Source organism: Paraburkholderia sp. SUR17 (assembly GCF_029536165.1).
In the GTDB taxonomy this organism is placed as follows: Bacteria; Pseudomonadota; Gammaproteobacteria; order Burkholderiales; family Burkholderiaceae; genus Paraburkholderia; species Paraburkholderia kururiensis.
On the sequence record NZ_CP120509.1, the window covers coordinates 1669612 to 1690668 of the forward strand.

Below are 21057 nucleotides of genomic sequence, written 5' to 3' on the forward strand. Positions count from 1 at the left end.
TTTGGCTCGTTCAATGCACTCGCTTCATCGACGCACAGGCACACGCTTCGTGCCACGCGAGGCGCGGCACGAAGCGCGCGCCGTGGACGCCGCCCTGCGCCGCGCCGTGACGTACCGGCATCCGGCGGGACGCATCCGGCGCGTCGAAACGCACATCTCCGTGATCTACCTGGCCGGCCGTTTCGCCTACAAACGGATGAAACCCGTCAACTTCGGCTTCGTGGATTTCGGCTCGCTTGCCGACCGGCTGCGTTGCTGCGAGGCCGAGTTGAAGCTGAACCGGCCGCTCGCGGGGCCGCTCTATCGCGCGGTGGTGCCGGTGGTCCGCACGGGGCGTCGGTGTGCGTTGCCTGCTGCCGGCCACGACCGCGGCCGCACGGTCGACTACCTGGTGCAGATGCGCCGCTTCGACGAATCGCAGCTGTTTTCGAAGCTCGTCGCACGAAACGCGCTGGCTGCCGCGGATATTGACCGCGCCGTAGACCGGCTCGCCGCCTGGCATCTGCGTGCGCCGCGCCGCTCGCCGCATCCCGGCTACGGCGGTGCTGAGCGGCTTCGCGCGCAGGTGCAAGCGGTGCTGCCACCACGTACCGACGAGCCGGGCGGCGCAGCGCTGTACGCGTGGATCGAGAGCCAGTTCGCGCGCCTTGCGCCGCTGCTGGAGGCGCGCCGCGCCGCGGGCTTCGTGCGCGCCTGTCACGGCGATCTGCACCTCGACAACGTCGTGCGCCGCGGCCACGACGCGCTGATGTTCGACTGCATCGAATTCAACGACGCCCTGCGCTGGAACGATGTCGCGAACGACCTCGCCTTCTTCCTGATGGACCTCGAAGCGCATGGCCGCGCCGATCTCGCACGGCGGGCGCTGGACCGCTGGCTTCAGGCCACGGGCGACTTCGCGGCGCTGGCCCCGATGCCGCTCTACCTCGCTTACCGGGCGCTCGTGCGAGCCATGGTGGCGAGGCTGAAAGCGCAGACCGTGCGCGCGGCGCGCGGCGTACGGGGACAATCGCCGGGCGCGTCGGCCCCACCCGACTACGCGCAGGTGGCCATGCGCATGACGGCCCCGCGCCAGCCCTTTCTGCTGCTCTGCCACGGCTATTCGGGCTCGGGCAAGTCGGTGGCAAGCCGCGCGCTCGCACGGCTGAGCGGCGCGATCCGCGTGGCGAGCGACACGGAGCGCAAGCGCGCGCGCCCTCTGTCACCGGTAGTCGAACGGACGTTGCCGGCCAGCGCCTACACGCCCGCGGCCATCGACGCCGAATACGCGCATCTGCTCGACATCGCCGAACAGATTCTCGCGGCCGGCTACCCCGCGCTCGTGGATGCCACGTTCCTCAAGCAGGCGCACCGCGCACGCTTCGTCGCGCTGGCGCGCAAGCTCGGCGTGCCCGTGGTTCTGCTCGATTTCGACGCGAGCCGCACGTGTCTGGAAGCGCGCGTGACGACGCGCTCGGCAACGGGACGCGACGCATCCGATGCGGGCCTCGCCGTCCTCGCGGCCCAGCTTGCGCAGGCGGAACCGTTCACGGCGGACGAGGCAGCGCTCGTCGTGCGTTTCAACACGGAAGTGGCGCCGGCGCGCTTCGAGACGGCCGAATGGTGGGCGCCGCTCTTTGCGCGCCTGCGGGCGGTTGCGGGGGTGGCGCCACGTGCCGTTGGCGCGGGCGGTGTGCCGTCGGACTCGTCAATGCTGGACGGGGTCTGCGAATGACGGTCGTGCGCTGAGGTGCGCTCGCTTATCACCCGAGGCGGCCGAGGTCGGACGCTTCAACCGGACGCTTCAACCCTGCGATTCGTAGAAGCGGAAATAGCCGCTATGCAGCAGCACGGGCTTCGCGCCCAGTTCGCCGAGCAGCGTCCTTGCTGCGCGTTCGATTGCGGGCCGGTTCGCGTTGAACGCCTGGATCAGGTCTTCCTCGCGCGGGGACGCGGCGCCGAAGTGGTCTTCGAGCGCCTCGGCCGTGATCGTGCACTGCACGTAGGTGTCGTCCACGATGGCGGGGAACGTGAGAACGAGATCCCGGCCGGCGTACTCGGGGGGCTCGGGAGGAAAGGAAATCTGCATGATCGCGGCCTGTGGGTAGCGGGCTGTTCAGACGGAGGTGCCGGGATGGCGGGTCGTTCCGGCGAGGGTTCGTCGCATGCCGCGGCGCGCCTCGCACGCCGTGGCTCTGAAACCAGCATAGGGGGCGTGTGCGGCACGCGCTTGACCTGAGTCAAGCGCGGCGGAGTCGGTCGCGGCCCTTGCGGCTGTGCGCAAAGGCAGGCTCCGTGTGCGCGACGGCGTCGCCTTTCGTGCCACCTTTCGTGCCACCTCTCGTGCCACCTCTCGCATCGCCACGCCTGGGCGCCACCGCTTCCCTCCCCCGTCCTATCGCGCCTCGTTCCATCCGCCGCCCAGCGCCGCATAGAGCGCTACGGTGTCCTGAAGCCGCTGCGCGTTCGCCTGGAGCCAGGCAATGCGCGCCTGGTGGTACTGGCCGTCCGCGATGAGTATTTGCAGGTAATCGACGGTGCCCACCTCGTAACTCACCTTCAGGAGCCGCAGCGCCTCCGACGACGACTCCACCGCCCGCGTCTGCGCCGCGAGCGCCTCGGCGTCGTGCTGGAGCGCGCGCAGCGTGTCGGCCACCTGCTGGAACGCCGCCAGCACCACTTGCTGATACGCGGCGCGCGAAGCGTCGTAGGCATCTTTCGCGGCTTCGCGCTGAAACCAGAGCGAGCCGCCATGAAAAAGCGGCGTGGTGGCGTCGGCGCCCACCGTCCAGGCCTTGCCCGCGCTGCCGAAGAGCGTTGGCACGGTCGTGCCGTTGAAGCTGCCCGACGCCGAGAGCGTGACAGAAGGCAACAGCGCCGCCGTCGCCACGCCGATGTTCGCGCTCGCCACATGGAGCGCCGCTTCGGCCTGAAGAATGTCGGGCCGGCGCGCGACAAGCGCGGACGGCACGGTCTCGGGCAGCGTGGCGGGCAGCGCGATGTCGCTGAGCGACACCGGCGGTGCCTGCCAGTCCGCAGGCAGCATGCCGGCGAGCGTGGCGAGCAGGTGTTCGGTCTGCGCGCGCTTTTGCGCGAGCGCGGGCAGCGAGGCCTGCAGCGTCGCGCGCTCGTTTTCGAGCGTGAGCACCGCCGTCCACGCCGCCGTGCCGGCCTCGTACTGAGCCTTGGTGAGCGCGATCTGTTCGTCCACGAGGCCGATCATTTCCTGGGTGGCCGTGATCTCGTCGCTGTAGGCCGCGCGCGCGATCATCGCGTTGACCACGTTCGAAGTGAGGGTGAGCCACGTGGCGACGAGGGCGTAGCGGTCGGCATCGACCTGCGCCGCGAGCCCTTCCACGGCGCGCCGCTCGCCGCCCCAGATGTCGAGGGCGTAGCTGATGCTCGCCGACAGCGTGAAGAGATTGAAGATCGTGGGCGCGGCGCCGCTGCCCAGACGCGCGCCGACGTAGCGCTCGCGCAGGGCGCTGGCGCCGGCATCCACCTGCGGGAAGAACACGCCTGCGCCGGCGCGCAGTTCGTGCTCGCTGCGCCGCAGCGACGCCTGAGCGCCCGCGAGCGTCGCGTTGCCGGTGAGCGTTTCGTCGACGGCGGCGTCGATGGCCTTCGACTGGAACAGCGTCCACCAGTCGTCGCGCAGCGGCGCGCCGGGCGAAAACGTCTGCGCGGCGCCGGCCGCGGTGAGCGTGGCGGGCAGCGGTTCGCCGGGCAGATAGCGGTCCACGTGCGGCGTGCCGGGCTTCGAAAAATTCGGGCCCACCATGCAGCCCTGAAGCGCAAGCGCACTGAAACAGGCGGCGAGCGCAAAGCGCGCGCGCCTACTGGGCAGCAATGTACACATCGACGAGTTGTCCCGGATAAAGCCGCACGGCGTTCTGCGGCGCAACGCGGAAAATGACCGGCAGCACGCGCACGTCCACGCGCTCGGTGCGTTGGTCGGAAAGCTGGATCTTCGGCGTGACGTAAGGCTGGATGCGTACGAACTCGAGCGGCACCTCCACCTGGGTGCCGCGCACGAACATGCGCGCCTTCAGCTTGTGGGCCGCGGTGTTCGCATCCGGCAACCGGTTGATGAGAATCTCGTCCACGTAGCAGCGCACGTTGAGCCGGTTCGACGGCGTGCCGAGCACCACGACGGGCGCGTAGCCCTGCGAATAGGTCTCGTAGACGCCCTGCGACGACACGTAGCCGCCCGTCGCGGCATTGACGGCGAGCGCCACGCCGTCTGCCGGCGCGCGCAGCGTGTAGCGGTCGAGCAGCGCGCCGGCCGCCGCCGCGGCCTTGCGCAGCGCCACGACCTGGCGCTCCTGGTTGCGCACGTCGAACGTCCAGGCGCCCGCACGCGTGAGTTGGTATTGCTTCGTCACCACGTCCAGGTTCGCGCGCGCCACTTTCACGCCGTTCGCGGCGTTGTCGAGCGCGTCGCGGCTGATGGCCTTCGGGTCGATGTCATGTGCGCGCTGCTGTTTCGCGTACTGGTCTTCAGCGGTCTTGAGCGTGGCGGCAGCGGCCGTGACCTGGGCGCTTGCCACGTTGAGCGTTTCGGGACGCGGCTGCGCGTGCAGTTCGTCGAGCATGGCCTGGGCCGCGTCCGCCTGCGCCGCCAGTTGCTCGGCCGTAGCGCGCTGCACGGTGTCGTCGATGGTGAGCAGCACGTCGCCGGCTTTCACGGCGGCGCCGTCGCGCACGAGAATGCGCGTCACGCGCCCCGAGACGTCCGGATACACGTTGACGTTCGCGCCCGCGGGCTGATCGCTCTCCACGATGCCTTCGGCGTACACGCCCTGCGCGTAGGGATTCGACGCCGGTTTGAAGACGGGCGGCTGCGGCTGCTGCTGGATGCCGTACACCCACGCCGCGATCATGGCGGCCACGAAGCCCACGAAAGCCGCCGCGAACAAGAGCTTCTGCCTCACTCCCCGCCTCCCATTTCAATGCCCTTGAGCTGGCCGTCCTCCATGCGCAGGATGCGGTCCGCGTAGTCGAAGATGCGGCTGTCGTGCGTGACGATCACGATGCAGCGCGTGTCGCTCAGCACCTGGTGCTTCACGAAGTCGATGATCGAGCGGCCCGTGTCGCCGTCGAGCGACGCCGTGGGCTCGTCGAAGATCAGGATGTCGGGCTGGCTCACCACGGCGCGCGCAATCGCCACGCGCTGCTGCTCGCCGCCCGACAGCTTCACGGGTGCAATGCCCGCGCGGTTGCCAAGGCCGACGATGTCGAGATACTTGCGCGCCTCGGTCATGGCTTCGTCCCAGGGGCGCCGCTTGAGGATCAGGGGAATCGCCACGTTTTCCGCGGTGGTGAGACGCGGGAACAGGTGGTAGTCCTGAAACACGAAGCCGATGCGGTTCAGGCGAAAGTCAGCGATTGCGTCGTTGGGCTGCTTCCAGAGGTCCACGCCGTCCACGACCACGTCGCCGCCATCGGGCCGCAGGATGCCGGAGATCACGCTCAGGAGCGTGGTCTTGCCGCTGCCCGACGGTCCCACGATCAGCAGCATCTCGCCGTAGCGCGCCTGCATGCTGACGTTCGCGAGCGCGCGCGTGCGCGCCTCGCCTTCGCCGAACCATTTGTCCACGCCGTGTGCGTCGATTGCGAGCTTCGGAAGGGTCGCGAGTTTGGGCATGGCGTTGCACCTAGCCGCGGAAGATGTCGAACGGCTCGATGCGCAGCACGCGGCGCACGCCGAGGTAGCTCGACAGCGCGGCGATCACCACGACCATGCCGAACGCGAGCAACAGGTTGAAGTACGTGATGAGCGCCGCGTAGCCGGGAATGCGCAGCCGCACGAGGCTGATGAGCCCCACGCAGATCCCGACGCCGAGGCCGTAGCCCGTCAGCGCCGTGAAGGTGGCCTGAAACAGGATCATGCCCACCAGTTCGTGGCTCTTCGCGCCGATGGCCTTGAGCGCGCCGAATTTCTCGAGGTTTTCGAGAATGAACGTGTAGAACGTCTGCCCCGAAATGGAGAGCCCCACGATGAAGCTGATCACCGTCATCAGCAAGATGTTGGTGCCGAGCCCCGTCTCGTACTTGTAGAAGCGCGAGATGCGCTGCATGAACTCTTCCTTGGTGTAGGCCACGTAACCGAGCGACTTCACCACGGCCTGAATGTGGGCAATGTCCGCATCGGATTTCGGCTCCACGAGCACGTACGAGGTCGTGTAGCGCGCGGACGGAATGTATTCGACCGCCCGCGTGTACGTGGTGTAGAGCGTGGGCGTGCCGAAGAGGCCGCTGCTCGACACGGTGGCGATGCCCACGATCTTGCCGCGGTGGTCGTTCAGTTCGAAGTCGGTGCCGAGCGTGGGGTTGTTGAGCTTGACGAACTCGGCGTCGTCGATGGCGATGAAGCCGTTTTCCGCGTAGATGTCTTCGATGCGGCCCGTCTTCATGCGCGGCCAGCCGTAGAGGCTCGTGTCGTCGAGGCCGATCACCGTCACCGCCTGGTAGGTGCCGTCGCGCAGCTTGACGAGCGCGCCGCCCGAGTAGAGCGGCACGGCGTACTTCACGCCGTCTATGCTGCGCACCGCGTCCAGCACGTAGTCGGGCATGCCGATGCTGTTGGCGATGGTCTTCACCGCCGGGTCCATCACCCAGACCTTCGCGCCCACGTTGATGACCGTGGCCGACGAGCGGTTCAGCACGCCCGAGAACAGCGAGGTCATCTGCACCATCAGGAACACGGCGAACGTGATGCCGACGATCAGCGCGGTGAACTTCGCGCTGTCGTTCACGAGCAGCTTGAACGCCAGCCGCAAGATTCCCTTCATGTCGTGGTGCTCCTGCGGCTTCGTTTCATCGCGTATGGCGTGTCAGGCGTCGTCCTTCGGCGTGGGGTTGAGCAGCATGACGAACCCCGCGATCCCCACCACGACGGCCGCCATGCCATAGCGAAACGACGCGCCGGCCTCGAACAGCAGCCCGTGAATGACGAAGCCGAGGCCGGCCAACGCTGTGAACACGGCAATCGCCGCGAGAACGATCCGATACTCCTTGCGCACCATGGCTCGCTCCCCGTGCTTCGCGCCGTCTTTGGGTCCGTTGAATAGCCGCTGTGCCTTACCGATGTAGCTCATGACTTCGCCGCCGCCTTTTCCACGTCGTCGCTGCGCACGAGCAGCACCGGGCAGGTCGAGAAGCGCAGGAAGCGTTCGGCCACGCTGCCCAGCACCACGCGCCGCACGCCGCGCCGGCCGTGCGTGCCCATCACCACGAGTTCGGCGCCGTAACGCTGGGCGCAGCGCTGCAGGCAGGCCGCCACGTCGTCGCCGGCGCTTTCGGTTTCCACGAGTTCGGTGTCGCCCGCAAGGCCTGCGGCGGCTACCGCCTTGCCGGCGGCTTCGAGCGCTTCGGTGCCGTCGCGGCGAAACGCGTCGAGCAGCGCGACCGGGTCGTAGTAACCCGCGTAAGTGAAGAGCGCGGACTTGTCCACCACGTAGACGCAATGCACGCTGCCCTTGCCGAGCGACGCCATGCGGACCGCCTCGTTCAACGCGCGTTTGGACGATTCGCTACCGTCAACCGCCACCAGAATCTTTTGATACATGACTCACCTCTGTCTCTTTGTTGATGCATGCGCCCGGCGCGCAGGACTGCTGGCACTACAGGAAAACGGTGGGCTGGACGGCCCTCGGGGCTTCGCCCGGTATTTCAGCGGGCGACTCCGCTTCGGCTGCGCTGGCGGTGCCCGCGCGCGCTTCGACTGCATGCGCCTGCGCCACGCTCGTCGGCGGACACACCAGCACCGCGCAGGGCGTGTCGCGCAACGCGCGCGCGGCCACGTTGCCCGCCATCCAGTGGCCGGGACCGCGCCCGCCATGCGAGCCGATCACGACGAGGTCGGCGTGCCACTGCTTCGCCTCGCGCGTGATCGCGCTGGGCACGTCGTCGTCGGTGTCGCCGGTTTCGATGCTGCCGACCGGCGCCATGCGCCCGCAGCCTTCGATCAGCGCCGCGGCCGCCTTCAACGCGCGGCGCCCCTCTTCGTCCACGATGGCCTCGCGCCAGCGCCTCGGCACGCCGAGGGCGCGGTCGGCCACATGGATGGCGCGCAGTTCGGCTTGCGGCGGCGTCACCGCCAGGGCGATACGCAGCGCGAGCAGCGACGTGTCGCTGCCGTCCACGGCCACGAGCACGCGCTCGAGCTTCAGATCGTCGCCGGCCAGCCGTTGTGCGGGCACGTAAAGCACCGGGCAATGCGTGCCTGCGGCCACTTCTTCGGGGTCGAGCCGGCACGCCCAGCGGTGCCCGTGCGGATGCGCCGAGACGGCGACGAGGTCCGCGCCCCACGCCGCCGCGGCGTGACGCAACGCGTCGGGTGCATTCGTGCGGCCGGCCGACAGATCGATCAGATCGGCCTCGGGCACGACACCTCCGTGCGCGAACTCGCGGGCTGCATCGCAGAGCGCCGCGTGCGCCCCGTACACCATGGTCCGATGCGCGTCGTCCCAGTCGGGATAACTGAGCATCAGCGTCGGGAAAAGCGTGACGGGATTGCAGACCACGTCCGTGAGCCGCACGCGTGCATCCGCGGCGGCGAGCCGCAGCGCGAACCGCGTGAGCGGCCGCAGTCCGCTGCCGCCTTCTGTTGCGACCAGAAGCCGCCTGAAGGCGAACGGTGTTCCCCCATCGTGTGCTGAATCGTCCATGACTGACCTCGTGCCGTGAAGCTCGCTGCGCCTGCGCGCGTGCGATCTTTCGATGCATGACACGCGCAGGCACACCACTCATGCGTTCATGATCGGTGCTGGCGGCCGGCGGGGGTTGACGTGGGTCAAGTTACCTTTTGGCGCGTGGCCGACGAGGACGGTGGGGTCGCGATACGTGGGTCGTCGATGGGTAGCCGAAGGGCCGAAGGGCCGAAGAGCCGAAGGGCCGAAGAGCCGAATGCGGGCCGCGCCCTGGCTCGGCTACACTGCTCCACTCCTACAGCACGGCCGCAGCGCCACCGTTGCGCGGCACATTCCACCCATGAAAAACACGCCTCAATCGCGTATCCGCATCGGTATCGGCGGCTGGAATTACGAGCCGTGGCGCGGCGCCTTCTATCCCGAAGGGCTCACCCAGAAGCGCGAACTCGAATATGCGAGCCGCGTGCTCACGTCCATCGAGATCAACAGCACCTACTACGGCTCGCAGCGCCCCGAGAGCTTCATGAAGTGGCACGACGAAACGCCGGACAACTTCGTGTTCGCCGTGAAGGCGCCGCGCTTCGCGACGAACCGGCGCGTGCTCGCCGAAGCAGGCGCCTCCATCGAGAAATTCTTCGCGAGCGGCGTGATGAACCTGAAGGCGAAACTGGGCCCCGTGAACTGGCAGTTCGCGCCCACCAAGGCCTTCGACCCCGACGACTTCGCGGCCTTCCTGGCGCTGCTGCCTGCAAGCGTGGCGGGCCAGCCGGTGCGCCATGCGCTGGAGGTGCGCCACGAGAGCTTCCGCTCGCCGGCGTTCATCGCGCTCGCGCGCGAGCACGGCGCGGCAGTGGTGATCGCAGGGGATTCGGACTATCCGCAGATCGCGGATCTGAGCGCGCCGTTCGTCTACGCCCGCATCATGGGCACCGCCGAAGGCGAGCCGGAAGGCTACACGGACAAGGCACTCGACCGCTGGGCCGAACGCGCCCGCACGTGGGCTGCGGGCGGCATGCCGGACGATCTCGCAACGGCGGGTGCGAAACCGCTGCCGGCGAAGCACCGCGACGTATATCTCTACGTGATCAGCGGACACAAGGTCCGTAATCCCGCTGCCGCCGCGGCGTTGATCAGGCGGCTGGCGTAGGCGCGCCGGGGTCGGGTGTCTTCTGCCCGCCCGAAGGCGCAGGCCACCGGCCGTCTTGCCGGAACAGGTAGCCCACCACGGCGCGCATCACGCGCTGCTCCAGCGCGGCGGCGGCGCTGTCTTCCTGGATGTCGTCCTGTTCGCCGGCGGCGTCGATCATGCCGCGCGTCATCGCGAGCACGTCGGCTGCGGCGGTAGCGGGGTCGGCCAATGAAGGCGCATCGGCGCGCGTGAACGCCTCCCGAAGAATCGCGACGATCGTGTCCGCCACGTGCTGTTCACGCTCACCGAGCGGCAGACGGCGTTCCTCGAAGTCGATCAGGCGAGCCAGCACGGGCCGCCGCGTCTGGTGCCGCACCGCACCGCGGATCAACAGGCGCAGCGTGCCTTCGCAGCTGGGCGCCTTGCCCGCTTCTTGCACGTCCGCCACGAGCGTGGCGGTTTCGCGATCGATCAGCGCGGCCGTGAGCGCGTCGCGATTCGGAAAGTACTGATACAGCGAACCGATGCTGACACCCGCGCGCTCGGCCACGGCATTGGTCGTATAGCCTTCGAAGCCCGCCGTTTCCAGGATGCGCGCCGCCGCTTCCAGAATCGCCTCGACGGTCGCGGCCGAACGGCGCTGCGCGGGCCGCTTGCGCGGGGCCAGCGGATCGGCTCGACGGGACGCGGCAGCGGACGAAGAACGGTTCATGGCAAGGGGTGGCGAAGGGAGCGAACGGAAGACGCGAAGCCGCGAAGCCGCAAGCGGGCGGGTCTGAATACGAGCGAACGCTCGGATTTTATTCGGTTTCACGGCCAAAGCAGGCATCCGGCATGCGCGCCCACGCCTACGCGGACGCTTCTTTATTACCGCAAGGCATATTAATCAGGTACCAAATGCTTTGTGGAAATAACCGGTTTTTGCTACAGTCCGCTCCACCAGCGCGACCGCTGACATTGCAGAGGCCGGGCGCGCGGGACATTACTCATCACGGAGCCACGCAAACATGAAAATCATCCGCTCTCTTCTGTTGATCGGACTCCTGCAGGCAGCCGCGGTCACCGCCGCGTTCGCCGCCGACGACCTCGCCCAGATCAAGTCGGCCGGCGCCATCAAGATCGGCACGGAAGGCACCTACGCGCCGTTCACGTTTCACGATGCTTCGGGCCAGTTGACCGGCTTCGACGTGGAGATTGGACGCGCCGTGGCGCAGAAGCTCGGCGTCAAGGCCGACTTCGTGGAAGGCAAGTGGGACGGCCTCATTGCAGGCCTCGATGCAAAGCGCTACGACGCCGTGATCAACGAAGTGTCCGTCACGCCGGCGCGCAAGGAGAAGTACGACTTCTCCGACCCGTACATCGCCTCGCACGCGGCCCTCATCGTGCGTGCCGACAACACCACGATCAAGAGCTTCAAAGACCTGAAGGGCAAGAAGTCGGCCAACACGCTCACCAGCAACTTCGGCAAGATCGCCAAGGACAACGGCGCCGAAGTGGTGCCGGTGCAGGGCTTCAACGAATCGATCGACCTGCTCACCTCGGGCCGCGTGGACGCCACGGTGAACGACAGCCTCTCGTTCCTCGACTTCAAGAAGCACCGCCCGGATGCGAAGGTGAAGATCGTCGCCATCGACGATTCGCCTGACAGCGACAAGTCCGCCATCCTGATCCGCAAGGGCAACCCCGAACTGCAGGCCGCGCTGAACAAGGCGCTCGCGGAGCTCAAGGCCGACGGCACCTACCAGAAGATTGCCGACAAGTACTTCGGCAAGGACGTTTCGAAGTAAGCTCCCAACACTGAGCGCATGACGGGCCGTGCCGCCAACGCACGGCCCGTCTGCATTGGAGCAACGAACAAGAGAGGAGCGAATCCGCACCATGCCCGCCACGCTGCACCTGATGGCAGACTCCCTGTGGCCCCTGCTCTACGCGGGGCTCGTCTTCACCGTTCCCCTCACGCTGATCTCGTTCGCACTGGGGCTCGCGCTTGCCTTCGTGGCGGCGCTCGTCCGGCTGTTCGGCCCGAAGTGGGCCGTGGCCGTGGTGCGCTTCTACGTGTGGCTCATTCGCGGCTCGCCGCTGCTCGTGCAGCTCTTCGTGATCTTCTACGGCCTGCCCAACGTGGGCATCGTGTTCGATCCGCTCACAGCGGCCATCATCGGCTTCACGCTCAACGTGGGCGCGTACAACTCCGAAGTGATTCGCGGCGTGATCGAGTCCATTCCGAAGGGGCAGTGGGAAGCCGCCTACTCCATGGGCATGACGCGCAGCCAGGCGCTGCGCCGCGTGATCCTGCCGCAGGCCACGCGTGTGGCGCTGCCGCCGCTGTCGAACTCGTTCATCTCGCTCGTGAAGGACACGTCGCTTGCCGCCGTGCTCACGGTGCCGGAGATTTTCCAGGCCGCGCAGCGCATTGCGTCGGTCACGTACGAGCCGCTCGTGCTCTACACCGAGGCCGCGCTCATCTATCTCGTGTTCAGTTCCGTGCTTTCGTCGGCGCAGGTGCGCCTTGAACGGCGCTTCGGTCAACATGCAGTGTTTCAGGGTCAGTGATGATCAGGCTCGAGAAAATCGAAAAGTATTTCGGCGACCACCAGGTGTTGAAGCCCGTGGACCTCGCGCTCGAACAGGGCACGGTGACGGCACTCATCGGACCGTCGGGCAGCGGCAAGAGTACGCTGCTGCGCTGCGTGAACCTGCTCGAAATTCCGGACGCGGGCACGCTCGAAGCCGGCGACGAACGCATCGCCTTCACGCGCGGCGGCAAGCCCGCGCGTGAAGCCGTGCTGCGCGTGCGCCGGCGCACCGGCATGGTGTTCCAGAACTTCCAGCTGTTCCCGCATCTGCGCGTGATCGAGAACGTGATGGAAGGCCTTATCACCGTGCAGAAATGGGACCGCGAGCGCGCCAGACAGCGCGCGCTGGACCTGCTCGCGAAGGTCGGTATCGATCACAAGGCGGATGCCTGGCCCATGACGCTCTCGGGCGGGCAGCAACAGCGCGTGGCGATTGCGCGGGCACTGGCGCCCTCGCCCGACGTGCTGCTCTGCGACGAGCCCACATCGGCGCTCGACCCGGGCCTCGCGGCTGAAGTGGTGGACGTGCTGCGGCAACTCGCGCGCGAAGGCATGACCATGCTGATCGCGACGCACGACCTGCGGCTTGCGGCGTCGATTGCGCGCAGCGTAGTGTTCCTGCAAGGCGGCGTGGTGGTGGAAGCGGGCGCCGCGCGCGACGTCTTCACGCGGCCGCGCGAGGCCGAGACGGCACGTTTCGTCTCGACGCTCACGCAGGGGTTGCCGGAGGAATGGGCGGACTGAGGGCGGATAGAGCGGACTGAAGGCCAACTGAGGACCAACCGAAGCCCCTCTGCCAGCGGCGAAGAGTGGAGCCCGGCCGCAAACAACCGCGCAAGCGGCCCTCGTGGGCTCCGCAGACGCCAGGCGCGCCGGCCTCTTGCCCGATAACGCGTTTGCGCAACGCAACGCGCCGCGCCTCTAACTCTCCACGTTCCGCCTACAGATTGCGCCGCAAATCCGCCGGCGGCACCTTCATCTGCCGGCGGTACTTGGTGACGGTACGCCGCGCCACCATCACGCCCTGATCGGCCAGCATCTTCGCGAGCGCCACATCCGACAGCGGCTCGCGCGCGTTTTCCGCCTCGATCATTTCCTTGAGCAGTGCCCGCACGGCGGCCGCCGAACACCGGCCGCCGCTTTCCGTTTCGAGTTCGCGCGGGAAGAAGTGCTTGAACTCGAAGATGCCGCGCGGCGTGGCCATGTACTTGTTGCCCGTGGCGCGCGAAATGGTGGATTCGTGCAGGCCCAGTTCCTCGGCGATGTCGCGCAGCACGAGCGGCTTGAGCGCGATTTCGCCGTACTGGAAGAACGCGCGCTGGTGCTGCACGATGCACTCGCCCACGCGCAGGATGGTTTCGAAACGCTTCTGCGCGTTGCGGATCAGCCAGCGCGCTTCCTGCAACTGCTGCGCGAGCGGCGAATGGCTCGACCCGGCCGACTGCGCGAACAACTCCGCATAGAGCCGATGGATGCGCGCACGCGGCAGCACTGCGGGGTTGATCGTCACGACCCACTTGTTACGCACGGGGCGCACGATCACGTCGGGCACCACGTAGCTGTCTTCGGCGCGGCCGTAGTGATTGCCGGGCTTGGGGTCGAGCTTGCGCACGAGTGCGCAGGCCACGCGCAGCGCGTCGGCATCGCAGCCCAGCTGCTTTTGCAGTTCCGCCTGTTCGCGACGTGCGAGCCGTTCGAGATGGTGAGCCGCGATCTCGCGTGCGATATTGCGGCCCGGCGTCGTGGCCGGCATGGCATCGAGCTGCAGCGTGAGGCATTCGGAGAGCGAGCGCGCGCCGATGCCCGGCCGGTCGAGCGACTGCACGAGCCGCAATGCGATCACGAGTTCGGTTTCGGTGAGCGGCGGCGCGAAGTCCGCCACCGCGGCGAGTTCGTCCAGGTCCTGGCGTAGATAGCCATCGTCGTCGAGGGCTTCGATGATGATGCGGGCCGCTTCGCGGTCGCGCGGACCCAGCGGATAGAGACGCAGTGCCTCGTGCAACTGCTCGCGCAGCGTGGGCTGCATGCGAACCCAGTCCGCGGGATCGGAGCCCTGGCCGTCGTCGTCCTGGTTGCTGCGGCGCAGGCCCATGCGCTCGGGCGCGTCGGCCATATAGCCGCCAGCCGGTTCGTCCTGCAGGGTGCGCTCGGCGCCCGACTCTTCGGCGACGCCCGGCATGTCGGTGGAAGCCGGCAGCTCGGCAGGCGCCGCGAGCCCGTCCTCGCGGGCGGGGGGCGGCGTGTCGCCGTCTTCGCCTGGCGCGGGCGTGTATTCGAGAAACGGATTGGTGTCGAGCGCGTTGCGCAGCTCCTGCTGGAACTCGAGCGACGACAGCTGCAACAGCCGTACGGATTGCTGCAGCCGGGGCGTGAGGGCGAGGTGTTGTCTTGTACGTAGCTCAATTGAAGGCGGCATGGCAGTCCTGAGTGAGTCATATCGATGACAGGCCTCTTTAAAGCAACTGCTATACCAGTGCAGGCAATGCGTTGTTCCGTAAAGCGTTGGCGCGCGCGCGACGGCTGCTAACGTGTGTGCGGCATCGCGCTTTTTACAAACGTCTGGCAAGAAGCGTGCGCCGGCGTGCGGGACGCCGCATCGCGCAGCGCGCCATGGGCGGAAAACGCCAAAGGCACGGGCCGCGCGGCGTTGCGCCGGTAAGGCTTGCTGCGGGCGCATGACATGCCGCGGCGCGGCACGCGGCTTGCGGTAAAGGTGACTGCCAGTTCAGCACTCCGGGAGGAACGCACAATGAAAATCTCTCCAATGATTCAGTCCGTCAGCGTGATCGCCTGTACCGCCTGCGCCCTCTTCGCGCTCAATGTGAGCGCGCAGGAAAGCTCGGCACCGCCCGCCGGGTCCGAAACGATGGGTCAGCGGCTCGACGACGCCACCATCACGACGAAGGTGAAGGCCAGCCTGCTCAGCAAGAACGTGAAGTCTTCGCACATCCACGTGAAGACGCGCAACGGCGTGGTGTGGCTCACAGGCAGCGTGCCTACCTCGGGCGACCGGACGGCTGCGTCCGAAGTCACACAGGGACTCTCGGGGGTGAAGGTGGTGAAGAATGAACTGAAGGTGTCGGCGTCGGATTGATGACGGACGGCGGCACGGGTCATGGGCTCGATGCCGCTACGTTGCTATGCCGTTGCTATGCCGTTGCTATGCCGCTGCTATGCCGTTGCTATGCCGTTGCTATGCCGTTGCTATGCCGTTGCTATGCCGTTGCTATGCCGTTGCTATGCCGTTGCTATGCCGCTACCGCCGCCATGCCGATGTCGCCGACACGCCGCTGCCGCTGCCGCCGATGCGGGAAGCTCCACGCGCCGGGTTCCGTGCGGCGAACAGCAGGCTGCCGGTTCGGCTCCGCTAGCTTGACGCCTCATCGCGCAGCGCCCGGATGCGCTCGTGCGTGCGTATCAACACGTCGTAGTGACGCTTAACGACGGGTCGCACGTCGTCGGGCAGGTCGGCCGCGAGCGCGGCCTCGTAACGCTCTTTCGCGACGTCCTCGGCTTTCTCGCATTCGGCGAGGATGCCGCGGTCCGTGCGCCCTCGAATGGAAAGCCGCACGTCGACCCAGCCGCGATGCAACGTGCCGACGAGCGACCCGCCCGTGCCCGGCTTGCCGCCCATGCCCTGAATGGCGTCCTGGAGTTCGCGCGCGCCGCGTGCGCAGAGGTCGGCGCGGTCGAGAAACAGGGCCTTTAGTTCGGCGCTCTGCGCGTCTTCGGCGGCCTTGCGAAAGCCGCGGTCGCCGTCTTTCGACGTTTCGACGAGATCGTTGAGCACTGCCATGACGTCAGCCATGTGAACGCCTCCTTGCGAGAATGGGCAACGCGCGCCGCCCTTCTCCGATCACCCCGAACGCGCCGGCATCGGCGCACGTGGAGCACGCCCGGCGTCCGGCTTTGAATGCGCTTTGAACCGGCTTTGGATCTGCTTTGACCCTGCCTCAAACGCGCGAGTCTTGCGCCGTCTGCATGGTTTGCGGCGCGTGCGTGGGATCGAAATCGACCCAGCGACGCTGCTGCCAGCGGCCGTTTGCACGTTCGATCTCTTCGGCGCCGCCTTCGCGCAAGAGGCGCGCAGCCTCCTGCTGGTTCTCCGCGGTGACGTGCACGGCGAGCAGCACGCCGGAAGGATGCGAGCCGCCGTGTACGGTTTCGCGTCGTTTGCCGCCGCCGCTCGTGTGCGACATCGCGCCCGCAAGCGAGCCGACATAAGCGCCCACCCCCGCGGCGGCGATCCAGATGATCACGGGCGCGGCGAACAGGCTGAAAATGGCCACGCCTACCGCGGCCCCGATCACGGACCCGATGACGACGCCCTTGCCCGCGCCCTTCGAGCTTTGCGCGGCCTGCGGGTCGGCGTACTCGTCGCCGCCCACGGGAAAGCGCGCGTGCTGCCCGCCCGGGTTCACGTAAAAGAGCGACACGTCTTCTTCGATGAAGCCGTGGTCGAAAAGCCGCTGGGCGGCAGCCTCGGCGGCGGGAAAGGTGGTGAAACGGCCGGCGACGATCAGTGACATGGCGTCCCCCTTTGCGCTTTAACCTGCATTGAGCCTGCATTGAGACGTACATTAAAGATCTGCATTGAGGCCTGCGTTCACGCCTGCATTGACGCATGCATTCAAGGCGCGCGTTCAAGACGTACAGTCGCGGCCTGCATTGAGGCGTGCGTTCAAGGCCTGCCTGCATCCGGGCCCGCATTCGAGCGGGCATCGCAGTCCGCATCGTGAATCGCATGTAGAGATTTACAGCATATGCAATGCCCGGCCGCGCCCCACCCCGTTGTTACCCGCACCGCTAGCACGCACTCAGTTCCGCTCGATGCGAAAGAGCCCGCTGTGCAGTGCAGCGCCCCCGCCGCCGGTCTGTTCGAGCGCGTCGCAGCAGACGCGATGAATCGATTCGCGGCCACGCTGGAACGCGCCCACCAGCTCGGCTTCCAGCACGGAGCGCGCGCCGAAATGGTCTTCGAGCGCCTCGGCCGTCACCGAGCAGACCACCGGCTCACCGTCCACTTCGGCCACGAACCGCAGCGCCAGGGCGGAACCGTCGAAAACCGGTGCCTCATCGGGAAAACGGATGTTCATCTCGGGCATCTCCGCACGAAGGGGCCGGGTCGGCAATGCACCCGGCGAATGCGCTCATTGAAGACTCACGCTGAAGACTCACGCACGCTGATGCTGCTGCGAAAGCCGGGCGATCAGCGCCTTGTTGAACGCAGGCAGGTCGTCGGGCTTGCGGCTCGTGATGAAGTTGCCGTCTTCCACGACTTCCTTGTCCACCCACGTGGCGCCCGCGTTGCGGATGTCGTCCTGCAGCGAAGGCCAGCTCGTCATGGTGTGGCCCTTCACGATGCCGGCCGACACGGGCAGCCATCCGCCGTGGCAGATCACGGCGACGGGCTTCTTCGCGGCGTCCACGGCTTTCACGAAGGCCTGCGCCTGCGGTATCAGCCGGATCGCATCGCCATTCACCACGCCGCCGGGCAGCACCACGGCGTCGTACTCGTCGGGCTTCGCAGTGTCGAAGGTCTTGTCGACGGCGACGCTATCGCCCTTGTCGACGTGCTTGAACCCCTGGATCTTGCCGGCCTTCGCGGAGATCACGTGCACCGTTGCGCCCGCGCCTGCCAGCGCGCGCTGCGGCTCGACCAGTTCTGCCTGCTCGAAACCGTCCATGGCCAGCACGGCCACCTTGCAACCTTGAAGTGTGTCGGACATCAGTCGAACTCCTCAAAGAGTGGGAATACAGATAGAAGCAGCTTGAAGCGGCACCGCACGCGCAACGCCTCTGCAGCGCATGCAGCCTGCCACCGACGTTCAGCAAGGGGTATGCCCGCGGCGCGGCGGAACACGCGAGACCTGGCGCTTATTCCATCGGGCGCGCGAAATATTCCCGAAAAATCGGCGGCGCACAATGGAACAACCCGAGGGAGTCAGCTGTTTTCGGGTGGCGATCCCTATTCGCTCAACCCGCTCCACTCCCATTCGAGGTTTCCATGAACGAACAGACGCTCGCGGCACGCCGCGCCTTCCTCACGAAAACTGCCGCCAGCGGGGCCGGGCTCGCGCTCGCCGGAATCGGCAGCGCGGCGGGGCTCGTGGGTACGGCGGGTACGGCCGCCGCGCAGACACCGGGCGGCGCCGCGCACGTGGGCGGCACTGCGGTCGCATCGGCAGCATCGGTCATATCGGGCGCATCGCCGCAAACGCTGCCGCCACTGCCTTACGCCGAGAACGCACTGGAGCCCGTGATCTCCGCACAGACCGTTTCGTTTCACTACGGCAAGCACCACCGCAGCTACTTCGACAACCTCGCGAAGCTCACGCCGAACACGCCGTTCGCGGGGCAATCGCTCGAAGCGTTGATCGTCGGCAGCTATGGCGTACCCGAGCACGAGGCCGTGTTCAACAACGCGGCCCAGGCGTGGAATCACAACTTCTACTGGCAGTCGCTGAGCCCGTCGCCGACGCGCCCGTCGGAGGCGCTGAACGCGGCCATCGTGCGCGACTTCGGTTCGGTGGACCAGGTGACGTCGAAGCTCGCCGCCGTGAGCGCCTCGCAGTTCGGCAGCGGCTGGGGTTGGCTCGTGGCGCAGCGCGGCAAGCTCGCCGTCATCAAGACCGCCAACGCGGACACGCCGCTCGCCCACGGACTCGTGCCGCTCCTCACCGTGGACGTCTGGGAGCACGCGTACTACCTGCAATACCAGAACCGCCGGCCCGAGTATCTCGAACACGTCATGGCGAAACTCATCAACTGGGATTTCGCGAGCGCGAACTTCGCGCGCATGAGCGCATGAGCGCGTAAGCCCGCGAGGCGATGGGTTGCGCGAGGCCACAGCGTATCGATCGAGAGAGACATCCACGAGGAACGGAAAGCACGCGGGCCATGCGTGCTCCCACAAGCCACCAAGGAGCATCCACGATGAAATTTTCGGCGAAACACCGGCACGCGCGGCATCGGTTCAAGGCCACCGTGATGGGCCTGCGCGTGCCGAGCCTGATGAGCGGCGCCGGGGAGCCCGGCGGCTCGGGCAGTTCGGGCGGGTCGGCCAAACAGGGCGGCACGAGCCATTCGAACCGCACGAATACGGCCGGCGCGGCTCAAACGGGCGACGACGAGTCGTCTGAACCGGAGCCAGAGTCTGTGCGGTGGTACCGGCGACTGGAGCGAGCTTTCGGGACGAACTTTGCGAGCGAATGACCGGTGCCTACATCCGAAGCCGGCGACGGGCGCCAACGGTCGAAGTCAGCGGCCGGCGCCAACCGTCGACGCCCACATCCGGAGCCGGCGAGCAGCGTCGAAGGTCGAAGAAGCCAGCATCCGGTGCGGGCAACCGGCGCCAGGCCGCGAGGCCGCTGTTAAAGACGCATTACTGCCCGCCGGCTCCGCGCGGATGCCGCGACTGCGCAATCTGCTCGCGGCGCGGATCGCCCTGGCGCGTGAGCATCCAGCCCGGGTACTCGGCGGGCAGCCGGCTCACTGCGTCGAGCTTCGCGAGTTCGTCGGCCGTGAGTTCCACCTGGGTGGCCGCGATGTTGTCGTCGAGCTGTTCGAGCCGCTTTGCGCCCACGATCACCGTGGTCACCACGCGCTGATGCAGCAGCCAGGCGAGCGCGATCTGCGCGACCGAAACGCCCTTGCTCTGCGCGATGCCGCGCATCGCATCCACGCAGTCCCACGCGCGCTCGCGATTCACGGGCGGAAAGTCGAACGTGGTACGGCGGCTGCCGGCTTCGCCTTGCTGATCGCGTCCGTACTTGCCTGACAGCAGGCCGCCCGCGAGCGGACTCCACACCATCAAGCCCACGCCCTCGCTTTGCAGCATCGGCACGATCTCACGCTCAAGGTCGCGCCCGGCGAGCGTGTAATACGCCTGCAGCGTCTCGAACCGCGCGAGGCCAAGGCGCTCCGCAATGCCCAGCGCCTTCGCGATCTGCCACGCGGCCCAGTTCGACACGCCGACATAACGCACGTGGCCCTGCTGCACGAGCGTATCCAGCGCACGTACCGTCTCTTCGATGGGCGTAGCGGGGTCGAAGCCGTGAATCTGGTAGAGGTCGATGTGATCGAGCTGCAAGCGCGTAAGGCTCGCCTTCACGCCGTCGAGGATGTGGTAGCGCGACGCACCGCGCGAATTCGGCCACTCGCCGACCTGGCCGTACACCTTGGTCGCGACCACCACCTTGTCGCGCGGCACCTGGAGGTTTTTCAGCGCCTGCCCCGTGATCTGCTCGGAGCGGCCCTGCGAATAGACGTCGGCGGTATCGATGAAATTGATGCCTGCATCGAGCGCGCGACCGATAAGCCGCTCCGCATCGCCTTGCTGCACTTCTCCAATCTGCTGCCACATGCTGCCTTCGCCGCCGAACGTCATCGTGCCGAGACACAGCTCGGAAACGAACACGCCTGTGCGGCCCAGCTGGTTGTAACGCATCGTAGGACTCCATGGTGGGAGGGAGGGAATGAACAACTGAGGAACAACTGAGGAACAACCCAGGGAGCAACCGAGCATACTGCAGGCCCGCGCGACGCGCAGAGCCGCGGACACGCTGAAAGGCGATGGTCAGGAGACGGTGCGGCAGGCGATGAGCGCGGCATGTGCGTCGAGCGCGGGGGACAGAAGCGGCGAATGCATCCGAAGCACCAGAAGCACCAGAAGCGTCGAACCACAATAAGCCGCAAGGCGCCCCTGGCAGCCCCTCGC

The 21057-nt window shown here is 67.1% G+C and carries 23 protein-coding genes; 8 read left to right on the top strand and 15 right to left on the bottom strand.

Features of this window, described 5'->3' with window-relative positions; all coding sequences use genetic code 11:
- The first annotated feature begins 13 nt into the window (after positions 1-13).
- On the top strand, positions 14-1714 hold the full coding sequence (locus P2869_RS24815) for a bifunctional aminoglycoside phosphotransferase/ATP-binding protein (protein ID WP_277598243.1): 1701 nt from the start codon (positions 14-16) through the stop codon (positions 1712-1714).
- 69 nt (positions 1715-1783) lie between these two features.
- On the opposite strand, the gene P2869_RS24820 is transcribed toward P2869_RS24815, so the two are convergent.
- The 8 genes from P2869_RS24820 to P2869_RS24855 form a co-directional block, all read right to left on the bottom strand.
- Entirely contained in the window at positions 1784-2068 is a 285-nt protein-coding gene (locus P2869_RS24820; RefSeq protein WP_277598244.1) for a DUF1488 domain-containing protein, read from the bottom strand.
- A 306-nt stretch (positions 2069-2374) separates the two neighbouring features.
- Positions 2375-3838, bottom strand: coding sequence for an efflux transporter outer membrane subunit (locus P2869_RS24825; RefSeq protein ID WP_277598245.1), 1464 nt, complete (start codon positions 3836-3838; stop codon positions 2375-2377).
- Entirely contained in the window at positions 3816-4913 is a 1098-nt protein-coding gene (locus P2869_RS24830) for a biotin/lipoyl-binding protein (RefSeq protein WP_277598246.1), read from the bottom strand. The genes P2869_RS24825 and P2869_RS24830 overlap by 23 nt, the downstream gene beginning before the upstream one ends.
- Entirely contained in the window at positions 4910-5626 is a 717-nt protein-coding gene (locus tag P2869_RS24835; RefSeq protein ID WP_017775695.1) for an ABC transporter ATP-binding protein, read from the bottom strand. The genes P2869_RS24830 and P2869_RS24835 overlap by 4 nt, the downstream gene beginning before the upstream one ends.
- A 10-nt stretch (positions 5627-5636) precedes the next feature.
- Entirely contained in the window at positions 5637-6773 is a 1137-nt protein-coding gene (locus P2869_RS24840) for an ABC transporter permease (protein ID WP_277598247.1), read from the bottom strand.
- 42 nt (positions 6774-6815) lie between these two features.
- Positions 6816-7007 (bottom strand): DUF2964 family protein, encoded by a 192-nt coding sequence (locus P2869_RS24845; protein ID WP_026121641.1) that lies wholly within the window; start codon positions 7005-7007, stop codon positions 6816-6818.
- Between the two features lie 68 nt (positions 7008-7075).
- The gene (locus P2869_RS24850) at positions 7076-7549 is read right to left on the bottom strand and encodes a universal stress protein (RefSeq protein ID WP_126877127.1); all 474 of its coding nucleotides are present in this window, start codon (positions 7547-7549) and stop codon (positions 7076-7078) included.
- Between the two features lie 55 nt (positions 7550-7604).
- Positions 7605-8651, bottom strand: a complete 1047-nt coding sequence (locus P2869_RS24855) for a universal stress protein (RefSeq protein WP_277598248.1) — start codon at positions 8649-8651, stop codon at positions 7605-7607.
- Between the two features lie 322 nt (positions 8652-8973).
- On the opposite strand from P2869_RS24855, the gene P2869_RS24860 reads away from it, so the two are divergent.
- On the top strand, positions 8974-9780 hold the full coding sequence (locus P2869_RS24860) for a DUF72 domain-containing protein (protein WP_277598249.1): 807 nt from the start codon (positions 8974-8976) through the stop codon (positions 9778-9780).
- On the opposite strand, the gene P2869_RS24865 is transcribed toward P2869_RS24860, so the two are convergent.
- Complete coding sequence (locus P2869_RS24865) at positions 9764-10474, bottom strand: TetR/AcrR family transcriptional regulator (RefSeq protein WP_126877128.1); 711 nt, start codon at positions 10472-10474, stop codon at positions 9764-9766. The genes P2869_RS24860 and P2869_RS24865 overlap by 17 nt on opposite strands.
- A gap of 295 nt (positions 10475-10769) precedes the next feature.
- Between P2869_RS24865 and P2869_RS24870 the strand changes: the two genes are divergently transcribed.
- The 3 genes from P2869_RS24870 (at position 10770) to P2869_RS24880 (ending at position 13082) form a co-directional block, all read left to right on the top strand.
- Positions 10770-11549 carry an amino acid ABC transporter substrate-binding protein gene (locus tag P2869_RS24870; RefSeq protein ID WP_017775688.1) on the top strand — a complete coding sequence of 260 codons (780 nt, stop codon included), beginning with the start codon at positions 10770-10772 and terminating at the stop codon, positions 11547-11549.
- A 91-nt stretch (positions 11550-11640) separates the two neighbouring features.
- The gene (locus tag P2869_RS24875) at positions 11641-12315 is read left to right on the top strand and encodes an amino acid ABC transporter permease (protein WP_017775687.1); all 675 of its coding nucleotides are present in this window, start codon (positions 11641-11643) and stop codon (positions 12313-12315) included.
- A complete protein-coding gene (locus P2869_RS24880; RefSeq protein WP_277598250.1) occupies positions 12315-13082 on the top strand; it encodes an amino acid ABC transporter ATP-binding protein in 768 nt (255 codons plus the stop codon). The genes P2869_RS24875 and P2869_RS24880 overlap by 1 nt, the downstream gene beginning before the upstream one ends.
- A gap of 196 nt (positions 13083-13278) precedes the next feature.
- Here P2869_RS24880 and P2869_RS24885 read toward each other — a convergent pair whose 3' ends face one another.
- On the bottom strand, positions 13279-14754 hold the full coding sequence (locus P2869_RS24885; RefSeq protein WP_026121640.1) for an RNA polymerase factor sigma-54: 1476 nt from the start codon (positions 14752-14754) through the stop codon (positions 13279-13281).
- Positions 14755-15087: 333 nt separating this feature from the next.
- Between P2869_RS24885 and P2869_RS24890 the strand changes: the two genes are divergently transcribed.
- Positions 15088-15432 (top strand): BON domain-containing protein, encoded by a 345-nt coding sequence (locus tag P2869_RS24890; protein ID WP_277598251.1) that lies wholly within the window; start codon positions 15088-15090, stop codon positions 15430-15432.
- Between the two features lie 273 nt (positions 15433-15705).
- Here P2869_RS24890 and P2869_RS24895 read toward each other — a convergent pair whose 3' ends face one another.
- From P2869_RS24895 to P2869_RS24910, 4 genes are all read right to left on the bottom strand, one after another.
- Entirely contained in the window at positions 15706-16146 is a 441-nt protein-coding gene (locus P2869_RS24895) for a PA2169 family four-helix-bundle protein (protein ID WP_199541833.1), read from the bottom strand.
- Between the two features lie 145 nt (positions 16147-16291).
- A complete protein-coding gene (locus P2869_RS24900; protein WP_017775681.1) occupies positions 16292-16867 on the bottom strand; it encodes a glycine zipper family protein in 576 nt (191 codons plus the stop codon).
- 288 nt (positions 16868-17155) lie between these two features.
- Entirely contained in the window at positions 17156-17443 is a 288-nt protein-coding gene (locus tag P2869_RS24905; protein ID WP_277598252.1) for a DUF1488 domain-containing protein, read from the bottom strand.
- A 69-nt stretch (positions 17444-17512) separates the two neighbouring features.
- A complete protein-coding gene (locus P2869_RS24910) occupies positions 17513-18067 on the bottom strand; it encodes a type 1 glutamine amidotransferase domain-containing protein (RefSeq protein ID WP_199541832.1) in 555 nt (184 codons plus the stop codon).
- Between the two features lie 278 nt (positions 18068-18345).
- Here P2869_RS24910 and P2869_RS24915 point away from each other — a divergent pair, with 278 nt between their 5' ends.
- Together P2869_RS24915 and P2869_RS24920 are read left to right on the top strand one after the other, a co-directional pair.
- A complete protein-coding gene (locus P2869_RS24915; protein WP_346833749.1) occupies positions 18346-19149 on the top strand; it encodes a superoxide dismutase in 804 nt (267 codons plus the stop codon).
- Positions 19150-19274: 125 nt separating this feature from the next.
- Complete coding sequence (locus P2869_RS24920; RefSeq protein ID WP_277598253.1) at positions 19275-19553, top strand: hypothetical protein; 279 nt, start codon at positions 19275-19277, stop codon at positions 19551-19553.
- 169 nt (positions 19554-19722) lie between these two features.
- Here the strand turns inward: P2869_RS24920 and P2869_RS24925 are convergent, their stop codons facing one another.
- On the bottom strand, positions 19723-20787 hold the full coding sequence (locus P2869_RS24925; protein ID WP_277598254.1) for an aldo/keto reductase: 1065 nt from the start codon (positions 20785-20787) through the stop codon (positions 19723-19725).
- Between the last annotated feature and the right edge of the window lie 270 nt (positions 20788-21057).